Origin of the sequence: Borborobacter xinjiangensis, from assembly GCF_047739745.1 — a bacterium.
Lineage (GTDB): Bacteria > Pseudomonadota > Alphaproteobacteria > Rhizobiales > Rhizobiaceae > Pseudaminobacter.
The window spans coordinates 21,270-44,205 of sequence record NZ_JBLLVA010000007.1 but is presented as its reverse complement, the minus strand read 5'-3'; the positions used below and the strand labels follow the sequence as shown (position 1 = coordinate 44,205).

The 22,936-nt window shown below is 62.5% G+C and carries 17 protein-coding genes; 7 read left to right on the top strand and 10 right to left on the bottom strand.

All coding sequences use genetic code 11. From position 1 onward, the window contains the following. Positions 1-831: 831 nt before the first annotated feature. Both phbB and ACLKMW_RS10070 read right to left on the bottom strand, forming a co-directional pair. Positions 832-1,554 (bottom strand): beta-ketoacyl-ACP reductase, encoded by a 723-nt coding sequence (gene phbB, locus ACLKMW_RS10075; protein WP_415724328.1) that lies wholly within the window; start codon positions 1,552-1,554, stop codon positions 832-834. Between the two features lie 99 nt (positions 1,555-1,653). Then, on the bottom strand, positions 1,654-2,832 hold the full coding sequence (locus ACLKMW_RS10070; protein ID WP_415724327.1) for an acetyl-CoA C-acetyltransferase: 1,179 nt from the start codon (positions 2,830-2,832) through the stop codon (positions 1,654-1,656). A 275-nt stretch (positions 2,833-3,107) separates the two neighbouring features. Here ACLKMW_RS10070 and phaR point away from each other — a divergent pair, with 275 nt between their 5' ends. Both phaR and ACLKMW_RS10060 read left to right on the top strand, forming a co-directional pair. Beyond that, positions 3,108-3,710 (top strand): polyhydroxyalkanoate synthesis repressor PhaR, encoded by a 603-nt coding sequence (gene phaR / locus ACLKMW_RS10065; RefSeq protein WP_415724326.1) that lies wholly within the window; start codon positions 3,108-3,110, stop codon positions 3,708-3,710. 219 nt (positions 3,711-3,929) lie between these two features. Beyond that, on the top strand, positions 3,930-4,361 hold the full coding sequence (locus tag ACLKMW_RS10060; RefSeq protein WP_415724325.1) for a GlcG/HbpS family heme-binding protein: 432 nt from the start codon (positions 3,930-3,932) through the stop codon (positions 4,359-4,361). Here the strand turns inward: ACLKMW_RS10060 and ACLKMW_RS10055 are convergent, their stop codons facing one another. The 3 genes from ACLKMW_RS10055 to mtgA all read right to left on the bottom strand — a co-directional run bounded on the left by ACLKMW_RS10055 (position 4,362) and on the right by mtgA (position 5,955). Continuing rightward, on the bottom strand, positions 4,362-4,757 hold the full coding sequence (locus ACLKMW_RS10055; RefSeq protein WP_415724324.1) for a hypothetical protein: 396 nt from the start codon (positions 4,755-4,757) through the stop codon (positions 4,362-4,364). A 162-nt stretch (positions 4,758-4,919) separates the two neighbouring features. Next, positions 4,920-5,102, bottom strand: a complete 183-nt coding sequence (rpmF, locus tag ACLKMW_RS10050; protein WP_128628548.1) for a 50S ribosomal protein L32 — start codon at positions 5,100-5,102, stop codon at positions 4,920-4,922. Between the two features lie 145 nt (positions 5,103-5,247). Next, a complete protein-coding gene (gene mtgA, locus ACLKMW_RS10045; RefSeq protein ID WP_415724323.1) occupies positions 5,248-5,955 on the bottom strand; it encodes a monofunctional biosynthetic peptidoglycan transglycosylase in 708 nt (235 codons plus the stop codon). A gap of 166 nt (positions 5,956-6,121) precedes the next feature. Here mtgA and ACLKMW_RS10040 point away from each other — a divergent pair, with 166 nt between their 5' ends. Both ACLKMW_RS10040 and ACLKMW_RS10035 read left to right on the top strand, forming a co-directional pair. Beyond that, a complete protein-coding gene (locus ACLKMW_RS10040; RefSeq protein ID WP_415724322.1) occupies positions 6,122-7,039 on the top strand; it encodes a polyprenyl synthetase family protein in 918 nt (305 codons plus the stop codon). Positions 7,040-7,140: 101 nt separating this feature from the next. Beyond that, on the top strand, positions 7,141-9,504 hold the full coding sequence (locus ACLKMW_RS10035) for a response regulator (RefSeq protein WP_415724321.1): 2,364 nt from the start codon (positions 7,141-7,143) through the stop codon (positions 9,502-9,504). A 30-nt stretch (positions 9,505-9,534) separates the two neighbouring features. Here ACLKMW_RS10035 and ACLKMW_RS10030 read toward each other — a convergent pair whose 3' ends face one another. After that, entirely contained in the window at positions 9,535-10,386 is an 852-nt protein-coding gene (locus ACLKMW_RS10030) for a transglycosylase SLT domain-containing protein (protein WP_415724320.1), read from the bottom strand. 3 nt (positions 10,387-10,389) lie between these two features. After that, complete coding sequence (gene ispG / locus ACLKMW_RS10025) at positions 10,390-11,643, bottom strand: flavodoxin-dependent (E)-4-hydroxy-3-methylbut-2-enyl-diphosphate synthase (protein WP_415724319.1); 1,254 nt, start codon at positions 11,641-11,643, stop codon at positions 10,390-10,392. Between the two features lie 379 nt (positions 11,644-12,022). Here ispG and ACLKMW_RS10020 point away from each other — a divergent pair, with 379 nt between their 5' ends. From ACLKMW_RS10020 to ACLKMW_RS10010, 3 genes are all read left to right on the top strand, one after another. After that, on the top strand, positions 12,023-13,153 hold the full coding sequence (locus tag ACLKMW_RS10020; RefSeq protein ID WP_415724318.1) for an efflux RND transporter periplasmic adaptor subunit: 1,131 nt from the start codon (positions 12,023-12,025) through the stop codon (positions 13,151-13,153). Between the two features lie 30 nt (positions 13,154-13,183). Further along, the gene (locus ACLKMW_RS10015; protein WP_415724317.1) at positions 13,184-16,333 is read left to right on the top strand and encodes an efflux RND transporter permease subunit; all 3,150 of its coding nucleotides are present in this window, start codon (positions 13,184-13,186) and stop codon (positions 16,331-16,333) included. 153 nt (positions 16,334-16,486) lie between these two features. Beyond that, positions 16,487-16,645 (top strand): DUF3309 family protein, encoded by a 159-nt coding sequence (locus tag ACLKMW_RS10010; RefSeq protein ID WP_415724316.1) that lies wholly within the window; start codon positions 16,487-16,489, stop codon positions 16,643-16,645. Between the two features lie 69 nt (positions 16,646-16,714). Here the strand turns inward: ACLKMW_RS10010 and ACLKMW_RS10005 are convergent, their stop codons facing one another. The 3 genes from ACLKMW_RS10005 to ACLKMW_RS09995 form a co-directional block, all read right to left on the bottom strand. Beyond that, positions 16,715-17,884: an MFS transporter gene (locus ACLKMW_RS10005; RefSeq protein WP_415724315.1), complete on the bottom strand. Its 1,170-nt coding sequence runs from the start codon at positions 17,882-17,884 to the stop codon at positions 16,715-16,717. Positions 17,885-18,035: 151 nt separating this feature from the next. Then, entirely contained in the window at positions 18,036-21,494 is a 3,459-nt protein-coding gene (gene pyc / locus ACLKMW_RS10000; protein ID WP_415724314.1) for a pyruvate carboxylase, read from the bottom strand. 224 nt (positions 21,495-21,718) lie between these two features. Further along, positions 21,719-22,837, bottom strand: coding sequence for a branched-chain amino acid ABC transporter substrate-binding protein (locus tag ACLKMW_RS09995; protein WP_415724313.1), 1,119 nt, complete (start codon positions 22,835-22,837; stop codon positions 21,719-21,721). Positions 22,838-22,936 lie beyond the last annotated feature (99 nt).

Below are 22,936 nucleotides of genomic sequence, written 5' to 3'. Positions count from 1 at the left end.
ACGGAAGCGGAAATGTTGGAGAATTAACGGGTGGAACGAGTCTGGAACGAATCGGCGACGAATCGCTGACTCTCGACGATTCATCTTTTGTTCGCCCCAACATCTAGTTGCACACCAGATTTTTTCACCAGATGCTGAATCGATGTCTTCGGGTGCGGAGAGATTCGGGGGAGGGGCGTTAACTTATGCCGGTCGGGGTTGGTCTCTCTCACATAAGCCATTGAAAATCAATGATTTTTATTTGTCCCAAGGACCTGTCTTCGGTGCCTGTTAACTTTTCAGCCAAACACGGAACGAACAGGCGACGAATCAGCGATTTATCGGCTTTCCTGATTTGTTCCACACTAGATATAGCACTTGACAGGTTTTTCGGCTCGACATGCTGAATCGTTCGGAACGCATTTCGAGCGAATTTTAGCGATCGTGTTAACCTTTGCGCATGGCGTGACTCGCCAGGTCCAAGCGAAGCCGCAATTGTTAAGGTCCCCTCAAGATTGTTTAACCTTGTATGACCGACGCACAGGTCCTGTCGGCAAGCTCGCGTTAAGTCTGCGGTCAAAGCCGGAACGAAGCGGCGACGAATCACTGATCGGGCGGGTTTCCTGCTTTGTTCACCGCAACATCTTGTGTGGTGACGGGGCCGTGCGTTCAAAAAATCGCTCGGAAAGTCGCCCATGCTGCAACGCCCAGGCATCTTCGTTAAGGCAATTGTGTCATTGCGGGACAGGTAAGCGGGCGCGCCGATTGCCGGGGCGGCTTGCATTGCCCTCGAAATAACAAAAGCGATCGCCGGAGACGGCGCCGCTCGGCGGCGCCGTTAGCCGTCCAGCTTCAGACGAAATACTGCCCGCCATTGGCGGTGATCGTCGAACCGGTGATGAAGCCGGCCTCGTCGGAGGCGAGAAAGACCACGCAGCGTGCGATCTCCTCTGGCTCGCCGAGGCGGCCGACCGGAATCTGCGCGATGATCGATTCCCTTACCTTTTCAGGTACTGCCATGACCATGTCGGTGGCGATGTAGCCGGGGCAGATGACGTTGACCGTGATGCCGGCGCGTGCGCCTTCCTGCGCGAGCGCCTTGGTGAAACCGATATCGCCCGCCTTGGCCGCCGAATAGTTGGCTTGTCCGGCCTGTCCCTTCTGGCCGTTGATCGACGATATGGTGATGACGCGGCCAAACTTGCGGTCGCGCATGCCGCTCCACAGCGGGTGCGTCATGTTGAAGACGCCGTTGAGATTGGTGCCGATGACTTCGTTCCACTGCTCGCGGCTCATCTTGTGGAACATGGCGTCACGGGTGATGCCAGCATTGTTGACCAGAACATCCACCGGGCCGAGATCTGCCTCGACCTCGGCTATGCCGGCTGCACAGGCGTCGTAGTCGGCCACCGACCATTTATAGGTAGCGATGCCGGTTTCTTCCCTGAATTTGGCGGCCGCCTCGTCATTGCCGGCATAATTGGCTGCAACCTTGTAGCCGGCATCCCTCAGCGCAATGGAAATGGCCGCGCCAATGCCGCGCGAGCCTCCGGTGACGATTGCTGTTCTGCTCATGGTGTCCTCCTCCCGATCATTGGGCGAATAGCGGGCAGCGAATGGCGAGTAGGGGCTCCCTCCCGCGTGCCTGCGCCACTCATCCTATTCGCTGTTCCCTCAGCCCATCGCTTCCACGCACATGGCCACACCCATGCCGCCGCCGATGCACAGCGTGGCGAGACCCTTCTTGGCGCCGCGACGGCGCATTTCGAAGACGAGCGTGTTGAAGATGCGGGCGCCCGATGCACCGATCGGATGGCCGATGGCGATGGCGCCGCCATTGACGTTGACGATCGCCGGGTCCCAGCCCATGTCGCGGTTGACCGCGCAGGCTTGCGCCGCGAAAGCCTCGTTGGCTTCGACCAGGTCGAGGTCGCCGACCGACCAGCCGGCCTTTTCCAGCGCCCGACGCGAAGCAGGAATGGGTCCGGTGCCCATGATCTGCGGGTCGACGCCGGCGGTTGCCCAAGAGGCGATGCGCACGAGCGGCGTGATGCCGCGCCGCGCGGCTTCCTCTTCCGTCATCAGCACGACAGCGGCCGCCCCATCATTGAGGCCCGAGGCGTTGGCGGCGGTGACAGTGCCTTCCTTGTCGAAGGCCGGCTTCAGCTTCTGCATCGCCTCGATCGTGGCGCCGTGGCGGATATACTCGTCATGGTCGACCACGGTATCACCTTTCTTGCCCTGCAGGGTGACGGCGACGATCTCGTCCTTGAACTTGCCGGCCTTCTGCGCGGCTTCCGCCTTGTTCTGGGAAGCAAGTGCGAACTGGTCCTGATCGTCGCGGCTGAGCTGCCATTGCCGAGCGATATTTTCGGCGGTGTTGCCCATGTGATAGCCGTTAAAGGCGTCGATCAGCCCGTCCTTGATCATTGTATCGATCAGCTTGAAGTCGCCCATCTTCACGCCGGCCCGCAGATGCTGGCAGTGCGGCGACAGCGACATCGATTCCTGGCCGCCGGCGACGATGACCTTCGCGTCGCCGGTGGCGATCTGCTGCATGCCGAGCGCGATCGAGCGCAGGCCGGAGCCGCACACCTGGTTGAGGCTCCATGCCGTGGTCTCCTTCGGCAAGCCGGCGCCCATCGAAGCCTGGCGCGCGGGGTTCTGGCCCTGTCCGGCCGTCAGCACCTGTCCGAGGATGACCTCGTCGACCTCCTGGCTATCGACGTTCGCCCTGGCCAATGCCTCCCTTATCGCGACCGCACCCAGTTCATGGGCAGGCGTGTTGGCGAATGAGCCGTTGAAGGAGCCGACCGGTGTGCGGGCGGCGCTGGCTACTACGATTGCGGACATTTTTGTCTCCAAAAAACTCGGAAGGATCGTCGAAAGGCGCAACTGATCGACTTTTCTTGCCCTTTCGCGACCCCGAGTCAAACGCGAAATGGCGCGGAGACGGGCGAGTCTTAGCCGGCGAAAAGCAAAGCCGACGGAGATTCAACGGACAAGCCCAGACAAATTCGTGCACTGCACAAAGGACTTGGAATTGACGACGGTTTGCGCCTATCCTCACGCAAAATGCGGTCGATACGGCTGCCTGCAGCAAATTCCGGTGTCCGGGGAGGATGTTGATGCCCGCAAAAGACGATCCGGTGGTGATCAAGAAATACGCCAACCGTCGGCTCTACAACACGGGTACCAGTACCTATGTGACGCTCGAGGACCTCGCCGAGATGGTCAAGAAGGGCGAGGATTTCACGGTCCAGGACGCCAAGACCGGCGAGGACATCACCCATCCGGTCCTCACCCAAATCATCTTCGAACTCGAGAACAAGGATGGGCAGAACATGCTGCCTATTCCGTTCCTGCGTCAGTTGATCGCCTTCTACGGCGACCAGATGCAGATGATCGTGCCGAGCTTTCTGGAGCAGTCCATGTCCGCTTTCGCCAAGGAGCAGGAGCGGTTTCGCGAACAGATGAAATCCGCGATCGGCAAATCGCCGATGGATATGATGAAAATGGCGACGCCGATGAAGGCCCTGGAGGAGCAGACCCGCCGCAACATGGAAATGTTCCAGCAGGCCGTGCGCCTGTTCGCGCCATTTCCGTCTCCCAATACCGCCGCGGCATCGGAGGAGCCTTCGAAGAAAGATGCCGATGAACACCCCGACGATCTTCAGGAATTGAAGGAGCAGATCGCCGCGATGCAGCGCAAGATCGATTCAATGGGGTGAGAACCGTCCGGCCAAGGGCCGGCGAAAAGCCAACGATTTGGCTTTTCGAGGTTCGAACGCCCGGAGCCCTAGCGGAGGGCAGGAACCGAGGCTCGAACGCCCGGAGCCACCTCCGAGACTCCGAACATCCCTAAGCTGATCACACAACCACTCCCCGGCCCAGCCGGACCACCCAACCCCGCCAACATTGGCCGGACCAAACCCGGAGACTGAAAAAGCATGTCAAAATTGACGCTCGACAAAGCCAACGAAATCATCGGCGCGGCCCTCGCCAAAGCGGGCGAACTCATCCTCAAGCCCCTTGGCGTCGCCGTGCTCGATGCCGGCGGTCACCTCGTCGCCTTCCAGCGGCAGGACGGCGCTTCGCTGCTGCGGCATCAGATGGCGTCGGGCAAGGCCTTCGGCGCACTGGCGATCGGCATGGGCTCGCGCAAGCTGGACGCTTTTGCCAGGGAACGGCCGCATCTCATGGCGGGCGTATCGGACGTGTCGGGCGGCAGGATCGTGCCGGTTCCGGGTGGTGTCCTGGTCAAGAATGCGGAAGGGGACATCATCGGTGCGGTGGGCATTTCGGGCGATACGTCCGACAATGACGAAGCGGCGGCCATCGCCGGCATCGAAGCTGCCGGTTTCGCGGCGGACGGCGGCTGATCAGCTCAGATTGACGTCGCGCCCGGCCGAGCGCAGCGAGACCGCGAAACCGGCGAGCACGTCGATCAACGCAATCACCATCAGCGTGAAGAAGACGGGGTGGGCCGCGCCGCTGACCATCAGGAATTCGACCAGGAAGGCGACGAAGACGATGATCGACAGAAGGTGGTCGACCACCGAGATGTTGGAGGTCCGCGTCGACTTCATCATTTCGCCGAAAAGCAGCAGCAGGGCGACGACGACCAGGAGATTGCCGACGGTCATCGTCCACAAGCCGCCCGACATCATCTGCACGGAAAACAGTTCCGTGGCGAAAGGGTCGGGGCCGAACAGGCCGGCAAGCCCGAGATTGAAGATGATGAAGGGAATGATCAGCAGCGGTATCATTGTGAGCATCGATCGTCTCGCTCCAGCATTTTGAATCTGCCCGACCCTGTTCTGGAAGGTTCAAATTCAGATGCGATGATAACGCTGTTCATCGCGCGTTTGAAATGCGCTTCAAATGAAAAAGACCGGCTTCGAGCCGGTCTTTTTGAATGCGCAAGGCAGAAGAAAAGCTCAGCTTTCCTTCGGCGTCAAAACCTGGCGGCCGCGATACATGCCGGTCTTCAGGTCGATATGGTGCGGGCGGCGCATTTCGCCCGAATTCTTGTCCTCGACATAGGTCGGGGCCTTCAGCGCATCGGCCGAACGGCGCATGCCGCGCCGGGACGGCGAAGTTTTTCGTTTTGGCACAGCCATGGAATCGCTCCGTCTATCATAAGCCCCGTATGCCCTCGCGAAAGGGCCGCACGTCGATGGGCCGGAATTCTTAAGATGAGTGGCGTGCCTATACACGGCAATCTTGGCTTTGACCAGCGCTGTGGCGATTTTTTTCCATCAGTGGCTAGTCGACGCAGCCGACATAGCCGCCGGCGCGCGCGGCGCGTCGCTGGATGAGATTGGCCAGCCGCTTCAGCCCCGGACCCGGCCGGGCCGGATTGCGGGTGATGGGGTTGGGAAGGCTGACGGTGAGAAGTGCTGCCTGACGCGACGACAATTGGCTGGCCGAAACACCGAAATGATGCTGGGCGGCGGCTTCGATGCCGTAGATGCCCGGGCCCCATTCGACGATGTTGAGATAGATTTCCATGATCCGCTTCTTGCTGAGCACCCCGTCGAGATAGATCGCCAGAGGTATTTCGAGCGCCTTCCTGATCACCGGACGCCCTTGCCAGAGAAAGAGGTTCTTCACCGTCTGCATCGGAATGGTCGACGCGCCGCGGCTCGCTTCGCCGGCTATCGCATCGTCTATGACCACGCGCAGCTCGTTCCAGTCGATGCCGCGATGCGAACAGAACTGGCCATCTTCGGACATGATGACCGAATGCGAAAGCACAGGCGCGACTTCGTCGATGGAGACCCAACGACGATCGTAGCCCGAAAATGTCGCCAGATCCTTCAGCATCAACGTCGAGACGGGATGAATGAAAGGCACCATGTAGAGGATCGTCAGGCCGATCGGCAGCAGTCCGAGACAGACCAGAATGACGACGATGCGTCGAACCCAGCCACCGGAAGCCGCGCGCGTCCTGGACTTTCGTCGCGGCGTCATGACAAGCCTTTCCGGTTCAGGATCGATTGTCGGTTCGTCCAAGCAGTCTGCCTCTCAGGTCGTGAACCCTGTCTCCTCTCCCGGCATAAAGGCGCTTTATCTGCGGCGCAATGTCTGGAGCGGCGGAACTTGACGCTAACGGCGATTGCCGTAAACCGTGGCAATTATGTTCGAAGCATACCCAGTTCCGTTTGAAGCCCGCCTTGAAGCCCGGGCCCACTCCGTCGAGATGCTGCTGCGCCAGTTGCTCGACGGGCGCGCGCTTGACGGCGAAATCGACCGCCCGCAACGGCTGCTGGCGGCGATGCGTCACGGCGTCCTGAATGGCGGCAAGCGGTTGCGTCCCTTCCTGGTGCTGGAAATTGCGGCGCTTTTCGACGCGGACACAGAGGCGGCGATGCGGGTGGCGGCGGCGCTGGAATGTGTGCATTGCTATTCGCTGATCCATGACGACCTTCCAGCGATGGACGACGACGATTTGCGCCGGGGCCAGCCGACAGTGCATCGCGCCTTCGACGAGGCCGCCGCGATCCTGGCCGGCGACAGCCTGCTGACCTACGCTTTCGATATTCTTGCCGACGAGGCGACGGCGATCGCCGCGCGGCACAAGATCGATCTTGTCGGCGGCCTTGCCCGCGCCGCGGGGCTTGGCGGCATGGCGGGGGGGCAGGCACTGGACCTCGAGGCTGAAAAATCCACCCCTGACGAAACCGACATCATCCGCATCCAGGCGATGAAGACCGGCGCGTTGATCCGTTACGCCTGCGAGGCTGGCGCCATACTGGCCGGAGCGTCAGCGTCGGACCGTGCACGGCTTGCCGAGTTCGGCTCGGCGGTGGGGCTCGCTTTCCAACTGGCCGATGATCTCCTCGACGTCACCGCCAATGCCGAAATAATGGGCAAGGCGACCGGCAAGGATGCCGCAGCCGGCAAGGCCACGTTGGTCGCCCTGCATGGTGTCGACTGGGCGCGCCGGCAGCTTTCGGGGCTGGTTGCCCAGGCGCATGGGCTGCTGGAACCCTATGGCGAACGGGCCGTGTTCCTCAAACAGGCGGCAAGCTTCGTCGCCGACCGGCGCAATTGAAGTCGAAACGGCTATTTTGATGGAAGCCGGAACGAATTCTTAATGTAAATCAAGCGTAATCCAGCACATTAAAACTGTTGCCATATGTGCGGAGCGGTTGCGTGCCTGACTATTCTCGGTTCATCCGCTCGATTCGGGTTCGCTACTTGTCGGGACTGTTGTTGCTGGCGCTGGCGGCAGCAGCGATCCTCTACACATTGAACAGTGTCAGCTCCTTTCGAAACCAGGTCGATCGGATCGGTATCGACCTTGCCACGCTTTCAGGCGACGTTCGAAATGCGACCACTTTCTCCGAGGCAACGGTCGCGGCGTGGCGGGAAGAAACCCGTGACGATCTGACGATGGCGGCTGCCGGCCACGCCGAAAAGTTGGAATGGCGGATAGGCGAACTCGCTGGCGCGCTGGCGGCGGCATGGCCGGACCTGTCGCGCGCAGCCGTTGACGAACTCGAATCCGCATCGGTGAATGGAGATCTGTTCTGGTCGGCGCGCGATATCGTGCGCAATCTGGGCGAACTGGCCGGCGCCCGGAAGATCGACGAGTGGAGCATCCGCGAAATCCGCAACCAGAACGATCTTTTCGTTCAGCCGATGCTGGTGCGCGCCCGCGCCGCGCTTGACCGGGAACGGTCCGTTATCGAGCAGCGCAACGACAAGCTACTGTCCTATGCCGGTATCCTGCTTGTGGCAGTGCTGGCGCTTGTCGCTTTCTGGGTCTTCCGGCCGATGGAAAAGGCGATCCGCAGCGCTTTTGCCGAATCTGCCGAGTCGCTGCGCCAGGCCGAGGCGGCGGACCGGGCGAAGTCCGAATTCCTCGCCAATATGAGTCATGAAATCCGCACGCCGATGAACGGCGTGCTCGGCATGGCCGAGCTCCTGGCCAAGACCGAACTGTCGCCGCGCCAGAAGACCTTTACCGACGTGATCGTCAAATCCGGCAACGGGCTGCTGACGATCATCAACGATATCCTTGATTTCTCCAAGATCGATGCCGGCCAATTGACCCTCGACCCGAAACCCTTCCGACTGGCCGAGGCGGTCGAGGACGCCGCCACGCTGGTTTCGACCCGCGTGGCGGAAAAGAACCTGGAGCTGATCGTACGCGTCGATCCGCTCCTGCCAAGCCACCTCGTCGGCGATGTCGGGCGCTTTCGCCAGATACTCACCAATCTGCTCGGCAATGCGGTGAAATTCACCGAAAAGGGCCATGTGCTGATCGATGTTTCCAACGTCGGTGATGACGCTGCCGGAGATACGGTCCGCCTGAAGGTGAAGGTGGAAGATACAGGCATCGGCATTCCAGCCGACAAGTTGCAGACCGTGTTCGAAAAATTCGCCCAGGTCGACGGTTCCTCGACGCGCCGCCATGAGGGCACCGGGCTCGGGCTGGCGATCGCGGCCCGTCTTGTCGACCTGATGGGCGGCAGGATCGGCATTGAAAGCGAGGTCGGGCGCGGCTCGGTATTCTGGTTCGAGGTGGCAATGCCGCGCCACGAAGCGCCCGCTCAGGCCGATGTGGTGCCGATCGGCGTCACCGGCGCGCGCGTGCTTGTCATCGACGACAATCCGGTCAATCGCGAAATCCTGCTAGAACAACTGAGGAGCTGGGGCTTCGATTGTGCCGCTGCCGAAAGCGGCGCCATGGGGCTGGCTTTCCTGGAACGGGCCTGCCAACTCGGCGCGTCGGTCGATTGCATCATCCTCGACTATCAAATGCCCGGCATGAACGGCGCCGACGTCGCCAGGGCGATAAGTGCCGACAGCCGGCTCGCGCCTATCCCCGTCGTGATGCTGACCTCGGTCGACCAGATCGACTTCGGCCGGCTGGTCCTCGATTATGGAATAGCCGCGCATCTGACCAAGCCGGCGCGCTCGGCGGTGCTTCTGGGCACGGTCATTGGCGCAATCCAAAAGGCACGCACCTCGCTCGGCAATGCCCGGTTCGAGCGCGAGCCTTTGCGAGAACAGCCAAAACGGCGGCAGGCGAGCGCCTTCACGGTTCTGCGCGGTCCGGGCGCGGACAACTCCGCAGATGCGGGGCAGCCGAGATCAGGCGCGCCGCTCGATATCCTCGTTGCCGAGGACAACGAGGTCAACCAGCTTGTCTTCGGCCAGATATTGGATGGCCTCGGCCTTTCCTATCGCATCGCTGCCAACGGGCGCACCGCGCTCGAAATGTATCGCGCGTTGAACCCGAGGCTGGTGCTGATGGATGTCTCGATGCCGGAAATGAACGGCTATGAGGCCGCGCGCGCCATCCGCCACGCCGAAAGCGGCACCGGCATGCATACCCCGATTATCGGCGTCACCGCTCATGCCCTGAAGGGCGATCGCGAGAAATGCATCGCATCCGGCATGGACGACTATCTGCCGAAGCCGATTTCGCCCGACCGCCTCGGAACCAAGATCGGCACCTGGCTGAGCGAGACGACGCGCGATCACACGGTCATGGCCATGAAGGCGTAGACGACGAACAGCCTTCGAAGCTTTGATGTCTTACTGATTGCGAACGACGATGCAGGCGCCGCCGGCGCCGCGCAGTTGCTGGCAGATGATGTCGGCGTTGGCGCGGTCGTCGACGCCGATCCTGACCGCGTAGAGGCCACGTCGTCCGCGCGGCGTGCGCACGCGACTGACCACCGGATCGTATTGCCTGAGCAGGGCGGGAAAGCGCGCTTTCTGGCGTTGCCATTGTTTGATGGCCGCCGAACGCCGGAAGTTCCCTGCCACCTGCACGCCCCAGGGCTTGATGTTGATGCTGGCCATGGGAATGGTTGCCGCCAGCATCACCGGCAGGTTGCGACAGGCTTGCCAGAAGCTCTGCGCTTCGTGCAGCGGGTGTATGGTGCCGGCATAGGCCGCATCGGTGAAATTGTCTGCCGGCTCGCCCATGATGTCGAGCACGTAGTCCTCTGTTTCGAGCGGCAGGAAACCGCCGGAGGAAAGCCAGCGCGTCACACGGTTTTCACCGGCATTGTAGGCGGCGGCAGCCAGTCCGAGATTGCCGAAGTCCGTCTTCAGTTCGCTGAGATAGCCGGCAGACGCCGCAATTGCCTGCTCGACGTTGAACGGGTCTGAAAGGCCGCGCAGCTTGGCGGTTCCGGGCATGAACTGGGCGATGCCCTCAGCGCCGGCGGGGCTGACCGCATTGACGTCGAAGCGGCTTTCCTTCCAGATCAGCCTGGCAAAGAAGTCACGCGGCAGGCCCTGGCGCGTGGCGTGATCGTCGATCAGGTCGCAGATGCGGTCAATGGTGACCGGCTTGGCCTGATCCGTCGGGTCGGCGAGCGCGCCGTTGCTCCAGATCGCTGCGCAAAGCAGCAGCGCTGCCTTGGCAAGGCCACGCATCCGCTACTCGGCTGCCTGCCTGCTGCCGCGGCCGAAACGCCGCTCGATATAGTCGGTTACCATCTTCTCGAAGTCGCTCGCGATGTTCGGGCCACGCAGCGTGGCGGCCTTGACGCCATCGATGAACACCGGGGCGGTGGGCTGCTCGCCGGTGCCGGGCAGCGAAATGCCGATGTCGGCATGCTTCGATTCGCCCGGACCGTTGACGATGCAGCCCATCACCGCAACCTTCAGCTCTTCGACGCCCGGGTATTTTTCGCGCCAGACCGGCATGTTCTTGCGAATGTCGGCCTGTATGTTCTGCGCCAGTTCCTGGAACACGGTCGAGGTCGTGCGGCCGCAGCCGGGGCAGGCGGCGACGATCGGCACGAACTGGCGCAGCCCCATCGTCTGCAGGAGCTCCTGCGCCACCTGCACCTCGCGCGTCCTGTCGCCATTGGGCTCGGGTGTCAGCGAAATTCGGATCGTGTCGCCAATGCCCTGCTGGAGCAGAACGCCCATGGCCGCCGAGGAGGCGACGATGCCTTTCGAGCCCATGCCGGCCTCGGTGAGGCCGAGATGCAGCGCGTGGTCGCTGCGCGTCGCCAGCGCGGTGTTGACCGCGATCAGGTCCTGAACCTGGCTGACCTTGGCCGACAGGATGATCCGCTCGCGCGCCAGGCCGATGTCTTCCGCCATCTCGGCCGAGAGCAGCGCCGATTGCACGATCGCTTCGCGCGTCACTTCCTGCGCAGTCAGCGGTGAGCCGTTCGCCTGGTTCTCGTCCATCAGCCGGGTCAGCAGTTCCTGGTCGAGCGAGCCCCAGTTGACGCCGATCCTGACCGGCTTGTCGTAGCGGATCGCCATCTCGACGATCGCGGCGAACTGCCGGTCCTTCTTGTCCTTGAAGCCGACATTGCCCGGATTGATACGGTATTTCGCCAGCGCTTCGGCGCAGGCCGGGTGATCGGCCAGAAGCTTATGGCCGATGTAGTGGAAGTCGCCGACCAGCGGCACATTGATGCCGAGGCGCGCCAGCCGGTCGCGGATCGCCGGCACGGCGGCGGCGCTTTCGTCACGATCGACGGTGATGCGCACGATTTCGGAGCCGGCCCGGTGCAAGGCGGCAACCTGCGCCACCGTGCGGTCGACATCGGCGGTGTCGGTGTTGGTCATCGACTGGACGACGATGGGGGCACCGCCGCCGACCAGAACGCCGCCGACATCGACGCCGACCGATTTGCGGCGCGGGAAAAGGGAAGAAAGATACCCGGTCATCTGCCGGAAGCCTCTTTGGATAGGACGTTGCGCCTGACGTGGAGGACCGCGCCGGCGATGTCAATGGTCGCGGGGCTTTCCGCCCCGCACTCCCGTTCCTCTATAAGTTCGGCCGGCCATTCTGTACAGGATCAACGCCAAAACTGCCGCAAGGGAAGACGAGCGGAGCGCTTTCGCATCCTGACAACTCATTGGCAGGAGTGTTTTATCGATGAATTTTTCTGACTGTTTCGAGGCTCGACTTTGAGATAAAACCCGCCGGCTGTCGAAGCCTTGCGAGAAGCGGACCGATTGAAACCGGCTGTTGACGCGCCCATATCCGACGGGGTGCCTTGAGGGCTTTAAGCGGTCCAGCCGGGACCTCACACTGGACACGATCATGCAAAAGATCAGATTCCACAAACTGGCCGCATTGCTTGTGCTCGTCGGCTTCGCGGCCTGGATGGGTACCGGAAAATTCTCCTCGGTGGGCAGCGCGGCGACCGAAAACGCGAAAGCCACGCAAGCTGAACAACCGAAAGCCCCGGTGAGAACGGTTGCCGTGATCACCCCGTCGCGGGTCATGCATGCCCGTGCAATCCGTATCTCCGGTCAGACCGAAGCCGACAAGCGCGCCGTTCTGGCGACGCGGGTCGGCGGAGTCATTGCGGAACTGCCGGCCAAGCAGGGTCAGCGCGTCAAGACTGGAGAGCTGTTGCTGGAGCTCGACGCCGAGGAGAAGACGGCAGCGGTCGCGATGGCGCGCCAGGTCCTGGTGCAGCGCCAGGCCGAAGCCGATGCCGCCGAGCGGCTGGTCAAGACCGGCAATTCGCCGAAGCTCCAGGCCGACAATGCGCGCTCGGCCCTGGCAACCGCGAAATCCATGCTGCAGGCGGCGGAGGCCGAACTTGCGCGCAACCAGGTCAAGGCGCCGTTCGACGGCATCGTCGATCGCGTCTCAGTGGAACTGGGCAGCGCCGTCATGGCCGGCAGCGAGGTCGCCACAGTGCTCAGCCTCGATCCGATCCTCGCCAAGGGCGAGATCGGCGAGCGCGACCTGCGCTACGTCAAAATTGGCGATGAGGCCGAGGTGAAGCTGGTCAACGGCGATACGGTCAAGGGCACGGTGCGTTACATCAGCCGCGACGCCTCCGCCGCGACCCGCACCTTCCGGCTGGAAATCGCCATTGCCAATCCGGACCGCACCATTCCCGCCGGCATGACAGCTGAAATCACGGTGCGCGCCAATGCGACCGACGCCGTGATTTTGCCGCGCTCGGTGGTGACGTTGAGCGGCAATGGAGACCTGGGCATCCGCGCCGTGGATGCGGACCACAAAGTCACCTTCCATCCGATCGATCTCGTCGACGATACGCCGAAGGGACTGGTGCTGGGCGGGATTCCCGAGGATGCGCGCATCATCGTCGCCGGCCAGGACCTGGTTTCGGAAGGCGATACGGTGGAAGCCGTGGAGGCGGACGCCGAAACCGTCAGGAAACTGGCTGCCGAAGTAACTGGCGGCACACAATAATAGTCCGCGACGCGGCAAAAAGGCTCAAGCATGGGTATCGTCGGCTACGCCATCCGCAATGCACGACTCACGCTTTCCATCATGGTGTTCTTCCTGATCGCGGGGGCGCTTGCCTATCAGTCGATCCCCAAGGAAGCCGAGCCGGACATCCAGATTCCGATCATCTATGTGAGCCTGGCGTATCAGGGAATCTCGCCGGAAGATTCCGAACGGCTGCTGCTGCGGCCGGTCGAAACCCGGATGAAGAGCCTGTCCAACGTCAAGGAAATGCGTTCGGCCGCCTATCAGGGCGGCGGCTATGTGCTCATAGAGTTCAATGCCGGTGCGGACCTTTCCACCGCGCTCGAGGATGTCCGGGCCAAGGTTTCCGACGCCAAGCGCGATCTGCCGCAGGACGCTGAAGAGCCGACCATCAACGAGGTCAACCTGTCGGAATTCCCCGTGCTGGTGGTGACGCTTGCCGGCAATGTTCCGGAGCGGGCGCTGACGGCGGCCGCGCGCGAACTGCGCGATCGCATCGAAGAGGTGCCGGGCGTGCTGGAGGCGGCGCTGCAGGGGGCTCGCGACGACCTCGTCGAGGTCATCATCGATCCGGTCAAACTCTCGTCCTACAATCTGCGCCTCGACCAGCTCATCCAGGGCGTCGGCGCTTCGAACAGCCTGGTCGCCGCCGGCAATATCGAAGGCACCGAGGGCCGCTACGCGATCAAGGTCCCGGCGCTGATCGAGACGCCCGAGGACGTCGCCAACCTGCCGATCGTTGCCGGGCCCAATGCCGTGGTGAGGGCGCGCGACCTGGCCACGGTCCGCTCGACCTACAAGGACGCCGAAACCATCACCCGGCTGGATGGCAAGCCAGCCATCGCCATCGAAGTCAAGAAGCGCACCGGCGCCAATCTGGTCGAGACAGTCGATGCGGTGAAGGTGGTGGCCGATGCTTTCGCCAAGCGACTGCCGGAGGGCAGCGTCGTCTCCTACAGTCAGGATAAGTCGACCTCGATCCGCCAATTGCTCGGCGACCTGCAGAACCATGTGATGATCGCGGTCATCCTGGTCTTCATCATCGTGCTTTACTCGCTGTCGGGCCGTGCATCGCTGCTCATCGGGCTCGCCATCCCGACCTCCTTCCTGCTCGGCATATTGCTGCTGGCCCTCGGCGGTTTTACCGTCAACATCGTCGTGCTGTTCAGCCTGATCCTGGCGGTCGGCATGCTGGTCGACGATGCAATCATCGTCACGGAGTTTGCCGAGCGGCGCATGGCCGAAGGCATGAACAAGCAGGATGCCTATGCACTGGCGGCAAACCGCATGGCCGGCCCGGTCATTGCCGCCACCATGACGCGCGTCGCCGCCTTTTCGCCGCTGCTGTTCTGGCCAGGCATCGTCGGCGAATTCATGAAATACCTGCCGATCACGCTGATCGTCACGCTGTCGGCCTCGATGCTCTACGCGCTGGTGTTCACCCCGACGCTCGGCGCGATTTTCGGCAAGGCGCATCATGAGCCGGAACACAAGGACGGCCTTTACATGGGCACGGTCAAGCTTGCCGTGCGCCACCCCGTCATCACCCTGCTGCTTGCGGCGGGGCTGCTGGTCGCAGTGCCGGTCATCTATTCCAAAGAGGGGGCGGGCGTCGAGTTCTTCCCCAATGTCGAGCCGGAATACGGACTGCTTTACGTTCACGCCCGCGGCAATCTTTCGCTCGCCGAAATGGACGCTGCCGTCAGCCAGGCCGAAAAGCGCATTCTCGGCTGGCCGGGCGTGAAATCGGTCTACACGCGTGCCGGCAAGGCCACCGGCAGCGCCAACAACATAGCCGAGGATGTCGTCGGCGTGATCCAGTACGAATTCGTCGACTGGCGCCAGCGCAAGCCTGCGCATGAGGTGTTGAGCGAGTTGCGTGTCGCCATGGCCGGCATTCCGGGCGTCGATGTCGAGGTCCAGGTGCCCGAGGCGGGGCCGCCGACCGGCAAGGCGATCCAGGTGCGCCTGTCGGCTGCCGACCCCGAAGGGCTGAACGACAAGGCGCGGGAGGTCGCGGCGATGCTGAAGACCATTCCCGGCGTCATCGACATTTCCGATGGCCTGCCGCCGCCCGGCATAGACTGGGCTTTGAACGTCGATCGCGCGCAGGCCGCGCAATATGGCGTCAGCCCCGCTGCTGTCGGCTCGGTCGTGCAGCTCGTCACCACCGGCCTGAAGCTGTCCGACTATCGTCCCGCGGGCGTCGACGACGCCGTCGATATTCGCCTGAGGCTGCCGGAGGAGCGCCGCACGCTGGCCTCGCTCGACCAGTTGCGCATCGAAACAGCGCAGGGCTCGGTGCCGATCTCCAACTTCGTCACCCGCAAGCCGGAACCCAAGGTCGGCACGCTGAACCGGATCGACGGCGAGCGCACTATCGTGGTCGAAGCCAATGTCGCCAGCGACGTCCAGCCCTCGGTCGCGCAGGCGCAGGTCAACCAGGCGATGGAGAAGATGGAGCTTCCCGGCATACGCTGGAAGCTGGCCGGCGAGGACGAGGAAAGCAAGGCGGCGAGCGACTTCCTCGGCAAGGCTTTCGGCGCGGCGCTGTTCCTGATCTTCGTCGTGCTATTGGCGCAGTTCAACAAATTCATCAGCGTGACGATGGTGCTTTCCTGCGTGCTGATGTCGACGATCGGCGTGTTCCTCGGTCTGCTGATCACCGGCCAGCCTTTCGGCATTGTCATGTCGGGCATTGGCGTGATTGCGCTTGCCGGTGTGGTCGTGAACAACAACATTGTGCTGATCGACACCTATGACCGGCTGCGCCGCGAAGGTTGGGACAAGCTGGAAGCCGTGCTGCAGACCTGTCGGGAGCGCGCGCGGCCCGTCGTGCTGACGGCGCTGTCGGCGATTTTCGGCGTGCTGCCCATCGCCTTCGGTCTTGGCCTCGAAATTTTTCATCACGAAACCACGATCAACGCGCCGTCGACGCAATGGTGGATATCCCTGTCGAGCGCCATCGTCTTCGGCCTGTCCTTCGCCACCATTCTGACGCTGGTGGTGACGCCGGCAATGCTGATGGTGTTCACGCGCGGCAACAAGAAGCGCGAGGGCTCGTCTTTCCTCGGCCGCCTGTTCAAGAGCAGGAAAGGTAAAGCCGCCGCGCCGGCCAACGCATCCGATGCGGTCGCCTATCCGAAGGCGGCTGAATAGAGCCGCCATCCTTTCGTCCGGAATTGCGCAAAAACCTGAGAACCGGAGCGGCTGCCCGAACCGGTCGAAATCGGCACCGCTTCCGGCGTCGGGAACAACTGCCCGGCGCTGCGCATTGTCAGTCATTACAACATCTTGGCAGAGGGACGTGTTATGACGCTGACGACACTTTTAATCATCATTCTGATCCTCATCCTTATCGGTGCAATTCCAGCCTGGCCGCATTCACGGTCGTGGGGCTATGGCCCGTCGGGTATCGTCGGCGTCATCCTGATCGTTCTTCTGGTGCTGCTCCTGATGGGACGCATCTGATCGCCATGTAAGTGCCAGCCGCAAACGCGCCGCTCACACGCGGCGCGTTTCTGTTTTGGGGCTGACGGACTACGCGCGGGGCGAGAAATCGGCGTGCTTGGCCAAGCCCGCCATCAGGAAAACGACAAGCAAAAGCAGCGAGAGGGTCCCGAAGACCGGCCCAAAGCCGGTGCGCTCGCCGACGAATCCGATCGCCGATGGCGCGACCAGAATTCCCGAATAGCCCATGGTGGTGACCACGCTCATGCCGCCGCCGGCCGACATTCCGGGCTGGTTTCCGGCTGCCGAGAAGGCGATAGGTACCATGTTGGCGATGCCGAGACCGCAAAAGGCGAAGGCGGCAATGGCGATCCACGGCGTCGGCGCAAGGCCGGCAACCAGCATGCCGATAGCCGCAATCAGGCTTGAGACCCGAAGTGTCGTGACGGCGCCGTAACGGTTCCTGACGGCGTCGCCCATGAAACGTACGGCGGCCATGGTGCCGGCAAAGCCCGCGAAAGCGAGGCCGGCAGTGGCGATATCGGCACCCAGTTCCTGTTCGAGAAAGAGCGCCGCCCAATCGAGCACGGTCCCTTCGGGCACCATCGAAAACAGGGCCATGATGCCGATCAGATAGATCAGTACCGTCTTCGGCAAGGCAAACCTGCGATGCTCATGCGCGATCTGCCTCTCCTCGCTCACCAGATGGCTGAGGGCGAACGCGAGCACAATGGCGGAAGCGATGGTCACGGCGGCAGCATGAGCGAGATGCCCATAGGATTGGATGGCGATGCCGCCAATGCCGGCGCCGGCAAAGCCGCCGAGGCTCCAGAAACCATGCGACGAAGACATGATGGCGCGCGAAAGCTTCTTCTCGACCGCTACGGCATTGGCGTTCATGGCCACGTCCATGCCGCCGATCACACCGCCGAACAGGAACATCGATATTGCTGCCAGCGGCACGTTGGGGGCGAGGGCCACCACCAGCAGGCCGAAGACCGCGGCCGAGCCGAACCAGCGCACCACGCTGCGCGAGCCGTGGCGCGAAATGAGATAGCCGCACCAGGACATTGCCGCGACGGCGCCGGCGCCGAACAGCAGGATCAATTGCCCCAATGTGAATTCGCTGATTTCGAGCCGCTTGAGAAAGACCGGGATCTGCGGTGCCCAGCTACCGGTGATGAAGCCGTTGACGAAAAAGGCCGCCGCTACTGCCCAGCGGCCACGGACGGCGGCAGTGACGGTGTTCGTGGCATTCATCAATGCGGTCCGATCCGGGTTCTTCGGGCGCTGCGGAAGTTAAGTCGGTCTTGCCTTTCTATCAATCGCGCAACCCGCTTGGAAAGGAACCGCCCGCTTGCACTCTCCTTCGCCCATGAGGGGCGAAGGTTTCGGCGGGCCGCTCCTCTGTCTAGGCAAACACCACCAGCAGGTCCTTGGCGTCGATCGGGTCGCCTGCCCTGACGAGCACCTCGGCCACGGTTCCATCGCGCTCGGCGCGCAGCGCCGTCTCCATCTTCATCGCTTCGATCGACAGCAGGATGTCTCCGGCCTTCACGGCCTGGCCGGTGCTCACCGCGAGCGTGGAAACGATGCCGGGCATCGGTGCGCCAACATGCGCCTCGTTGCCGGGCTCGGCCTTCCGGCGCGCCTTGGCGGCGGAAGCGCCATGTGCCCGGTCGGGCACCTTGATGCGGCGCGGCTGGCCGTTCAGTTCGAAGAACACCGTGACCATGCCCTTGTCGTCGACTTCACTGACGGCAAAGCAGCGGATGACCAGTGTCTTGCCGCGCTCGATGTCGACGAAAATCTCATCCTGCGGTTTCATACCGTAGAAATAGACCGGCGTCGGCAGCACGCTGACCGGCCCGTAGCTTTCCTGCGCGCCGGCAAAATCGGTGAAGACCTTCGGGTACATCAGCCAGGAGGCGAATTCGAATTCGCTGACCTTGCGGCCGAGCTTTTCCTCGATCTCCTTGCGGCCGGCCTTGAGGTCGGCGGGCTTCAGCAGCGATCCGGGCCGCACGACGATCGGCTTTTCGCCCTTCAGCGCCTTAGCTTGCAAAGCGGCCGGCCAGCCGCCGGGAGATTGGCCGAGATCGCCGCGCAGCATCGAGACGACCGATTCAGGGAAGGCGATGTCCTTGGCCGGGTTCTCGACATCGGCAACGGTCAAGTCCTGGCTGACCATCATGAGCGCCATGTCGCCGACCACCTTTGAGGAGGGCGTGACCTTGACGATGTCGCCGAACATCAGGTTGACGTCGTGATAGGCCTGCGCCACCTCGTGCCAGCGTGTTTCCAGCCCGAGCGAGCGCGCCTGCTCCTTCAGATTGGTGAACTGGCCGCCGGGCATTTCATGCAGATAGACTTCCGAGGCCGGTCCCTTGAGATCGTTTTCGAACGCGGCATACTGGTTGCGCACCGATTCCCAATAGAACGAGATGCGCCTGATCCATTCGCGGTCGAGCCCCGGTACGCGTTCGTCGCCCTTCAGCGCCTCGACGATGGACCCAAGGCAAGGCTGCGAGGTGTTGCCGGAGAGCGCGTCCATCGCCGCATCGACTGCGTCGACGCCGCTTTCCACTGCGGCAAGAACGGTGGCGGCCGAAAGGCCCGAGGTGTCGTGCGTGTGGAAGTGGATCGGCAGGTCGGTCGCTTCGCGCAGCGCCTTGAACAACACCCGTGCCGTCGCGGGCTTCAACAGGCCCGCCATGTCCTTGACGGCGATGATATGCGCGCCTGCCGCCTGCAACTCTCCGGCAAGGCCGACATAATATTTCAGATCGTACTTGGCGCGCTCCGGATCGAGGATGTCACCGGTATAGCACATCGCCGCTTCGCAGAGCTTGCCCTCGGCACACACCGCATCCATGGCGACGCGCATATTCTCGACCCAGTTCAGGCAGTCGAAGACGCGGAATAGGTCGATGCCGCCGGCCGCCGCTTGGCGGACGAAATGCTGCACGACATTGTCGGGATAATTGGTGTAGCCGACGCCGTTGGCGCCGCGCAGCAGCATCTGCAGAAGCAGGTTCGGCGCCGCCTCGCGCACCGACGAAAGCCGCTCCCACGGGTCTTCGGTCAGGAAGCGCATCGACACGTCGAATGTCGCGCCGCCCCAGCATTCCAGCGACAGCAGCTCGGGCAGGGCACGCGCATAGACGCCGGCGATGCGAGCGATGTCGTAGGTGCGCATGCGCGTCGCGAGCAGCGACTGATGCGCGTCGCGCATCGTCGTGTCGGTGACCAGCACCTTTTTTTCATCGCGCATCCAGGCGGCGAATTTTTCCGGGCCGAGTGCATCGAGGCGCTGCTTGCTGCCATCCGGAACCTTGCCATTCAGATAGGGCACGATCGGTTCGGCCGCGTCCTTGTTCGGGGTCGGGCGCCCCTTGGCTTCCGGGTGGCCATTAACCGTGACGTCTGCCAGATAGTTGAGCAGTTTCGTGGCGCGGTCCTGCCGCTTCACCTGCTCGAACAGTTCGGGCGTCGTGTCGATGAACTTGGTCGTGTAGGAATTGTCCTGGAATCCGGGATGGCTAATGATCGCCTCGAGGAAGGTCAGGTTGGTGGCGACGCCACGAATGCGGAATTCGCGCAGCGCCCGGTGCATGCGCGAGATGACCTCCTGCGAGGTCGGGGCCCAGGCTGTCACCTTCTCCAGCAGCGGATCGTAGAAACGGGTGATGACCGCGCCCGAATAAGCGGTGCCGCCATCGAGGCGAATGCCGAAGCCGGTCGCTCCGCGATAGGCGGTGATGCGGCCATAGTCGGGAATGAAATTGTGCTCAGGGTCCTCAGTGGTGATGCGGCATTGCAGCGCGTGGCCGTTGAGGCGGATATCGGACTGCTGCGGAACGCCGGATTCCGGCTTGCCGATGCGCAGCCCGTCAAGCACGTGGATCTGCGCCTTGACGATGTCGATCCCGGTCACCTCCTCGGTGACCGTATGCTCGACCTGGATGCGCGGATTGACTTCGATGAAGTAGAACTTGCCGCTGTCGACATCCATCAGGAACTCGACCGTTCCGGCGCCGATATAATCGGTTGCCTTCGCGATCTTCAGGGCATAGTCGCACAGTTCGCCGCGCTGAAGGGCGTCGAGATAGGGTGCAGGGGCGCGCTCTACAACCTTCTGATTGCGGCGCTGGATCGAGCAGTCGCGCTCGAACAGATGCACGACATTGCCGTGGGTGTCGCCGAGCACCTGCACCTCGACATGGCGGGCACGTTCGATCAGCTTTTCCAGATAGACTTCGTCCTTGCCGAACGCGGCCTTGGCCTCGCGCTTGCCCTCGGTGACCTCGCGGACCAGATCGGCTTCGCTGCGGATCGCCCGCATGCCGCGGCCGCCGCCGCCCCAGGAGGCCTTCAGCATCAGGGGATAGCCGATGTCGGCGGCCAGCTTCTTCACGGCCTCCATGTCGTCAGGTAGCGGGTCGGTCGCCGGCACAACCGGCACGCCCAATTCGACAGCCAGATTGCGGGCGGCGACCTTGTTGCCGAGCCGGCGCATGGTTTCGGCCTTCGGGCCGATGAAGGTAATGCCGTTCTCGGCGCAGGCTTCCGCGAATTCCGGGCTTTCCGACAGGAGACCGTAACCGGGGTGGATTGCATCGGCGCCCGAGAGCCGGGCAACGCGGATCACTTCCTCGACCGACAGATAGCTTTCTATCGGCCCCATGTCTTTCGCGAGATGCGGGCCGCGACCGACCTGGTAGGATTCGTCGGCCTTGAAGCGATGAAGCGAGTATTTGTCCTCCTCGGCCCATATGGCGACCGTTTTCAGCCCCAGCTCATTGGCCGCGCGAAACACGCGAATGGCAATTTCTGAGCGGTTGGCGACGAGGATCTTTCTGATAGGCAAGAGCGGGCCTCCGGCTAGGAAAGGAAAAGGCTCGCCTGCTTAGCGCATAAGCCAAAAAATCCAAATCGATTTTTGGCAAGGGATTCTGGGTCGGCTCGGGCGTTCGCAGCGCCGTGGCATGGCGGCATAGCCGTGCCTTCCATGGAGCGGATCGGCCAGTCGCAATTGCGCTCCAAACAAAAATGCCCGGCGCAAAGGCCGGGCATTTCCGAAAAGATCGAGGATCAGTCGATCTGAACGTAGTTGTACTTGCCGTCGTCGCCCTTCTTCCACTGGTAGACGACATAGTCGGCGTCGGTGCGGTCGCCCTTCTCATTGAAGGACAGTTCGCCAAGAACCGTCTTGAAGGGACCCTTCTCGCGGATCGCCTTGGCGACTTCCTGCGGATCGTTCGAGCCGGCAGCCGCTGCCGCCTGCGCGATGATCTGCGTCGAAGCATAGGCATAGAGCGTATAGGCTTCCGGCTCGAAGCCGGCCGCGCGGAATTTCTCCACGACTTCGCCTGCGGCCGGATTACGACGCGGGTCGGGGCCGAAGGTGTTGTAGGTACCTTCGACGGCGTCGCCGGCGATCGATGCCAATTCGTTCGAGACGATGCCGTCACCGGAGAACAGCGGAGCCTTCAGGCCCTGGTCGGCGGTCTGGCGGATGATGAGACCGGCCTCGGTGTGGAGACCACCCCAGTAGATCAGCGTTACGCCGGCATCCTTCATCTTGGCGATAAGGGCCGAGAAGTCCTTGTCACCGGCGTTCACGCCTTCATAGAGGACTTCCGTCACGCCGGCTGCGTTGAGCGCCTTCTTGGTCTCGTCGGCAAGGCCCTGGCCGTAAGGCGTCTTGTCGTGGATCACCGCGATCTTGGCATCCTTGAAGTTCTTGGCGATGTAGGCGCCGGCAACTTCGCCTTGCTGGTCGTCACGACCGCAGACGCGGATGGTATTCCACAGGCCGCGCTCGGTGAAGACCGGGTTGGTGGCGGCCGGCGTCACTTCGAGAATGCCGTTTTCGGCATAGACTTCCGAGGCCGGGATCGAAACGCCCGAGTTGAAGTGGCCGACGACGAACTTGACGCCGTCCGCAACGAACTTGTTGGCGACCGAAATGCCCTGCTTGGGATCGGAGACGTCGTCACCGACGGTGATCTTGATCTGTTCGCCATTGATGCCGCCGGCTGCATTGATGTCGGCGACGGCCTGCTCGGTTCCCTTCTGGATCTGTGCGCCGAACGCCGCGTTCGGGCCCGTGATGGGCGCGCCGACAGCGATCAGAACATCCGCCCACGCGCTGCCGCTGAACGCGAGGATCGCGGACATGGCGACTGCGGACAACAGTGATTTTCTCATTGAAACACTCCCATGGATGGGCGGGCTTGGATGATGCCTTCATGCGATGCCCACCCGTATCGCAGAAAGATCAGTTTGCCGATTTTCCGGCCCTTGTCA

Excerpts from the sequence above, each read along its gene's own strand:
- ACLKMW_RS10005 (WP_415724315.1), bottom strand. The coding sequence starts at position 17,884 with ATGAATGCCACGAACACCGTCACTGCCGCCGTCCGTGGCCGCTGGGCA.
- ACLKMW_RS10040 (WP_415724322.1), top strand. The coding sequence starts at position 6,122 with ATGTTCGAAGCATACCCAGTTCCGTTTGAAGCCCGCCTTGAAGCCCGG.
- phaR (WP_415724326.1), top strand. The coding sequence starts at position 3,108 with ATGCCCGCAAAAGACGATCCGGTGGTGATCAAGAAATACGCCAACCGT.
- ACLKMW_RS10070 (WP_415724327.1), bottom strand. The coding sequence starts at position 2,832 with ATGTCCGCAATCGTAGTAGCCAGCGCCGCCCGCACACCGGTCGGCTCC.
- ACLKMW_RS10055 (WP_415724324.1), bottom strand. The coding sequence starts at position 4,757 with ATGCTCACAATGATACCGCTGCTGATCATTCCCTTCATCATCTTCAAT.
- ACLKMW_RS09995 (WP_415724313.1), bottom strand. The coding sequence starts at position 22,837 with ATGAGAAAATCACTGTTGTCCGCAGTCGCCATGTCCGCGATCCTCGCG.
- mtgA (WP_415724323.1), bottom strand. The coding sequence starts at position 5,955 with ATGACGCCGCGACGAAAGTCCAGGACGCGCGCGGCTTCCGGTGGCTGG.
- ACLKMW_RS10015 (WP_415724317.1), top strand. The coding sequence starts at position 13,184 with ATGGGTATCGTCGGCTACGCCATCCGCAATGCACGACTCACGCTTTCC.
- ACLKMW_RS10010 (WP_415724316.1), top strand. The coding sequence starts at position 16,487 with ATGACGCTGACGACACTTTTAATCATCATTCTGATCCTCATCCTTATC.
- ACLKMW_RS10030 (WP_415724320.1), bottom strand. The coding sequence starts at position 10,386 with ATGCGTGGCCTTGCCAAGGCAGCGCTGCTGCTTTGCGCAGCGATCTGG.
- ispG (WP_415724319.1), bottom strand. The coding sequence starts at position 11,643 with ATGACCGGGTATCTTTCTTCCCTTTTCCCGCGCCGCAAATCGGTCGGC.
- ACLKMW_RS10020 (WP_415724318.1), top strand. The coding sequence starts at position 12,023 with ATGCAAAAGATCAGATTCCACAAACTGGCCGCATTGCTTGTGCTCGTC.
- phbB (WP_415724328.1), bottom strand. The coding sequence starts at position 1,554 with ATGAGCAGAACAGCAATCGTCACCGGAGGCTCGCGCGGCATTGGCGCG.
- rpmF (WP_128628548.1), bottom strand. The coding sequence starts at position 5,102 with ATGGCTGTGCCAAAACGAAAAACTTCGCCGTCCCGGCGCGGCATGCGC.
- ACLKMW_RS10060 (WP_415724325.1), top strand. The coding sequence starts at position 3,930 with ATGTCAAAATTGACGCTCGACAAAGCCAACGAAATCATCGGCGCGGCC.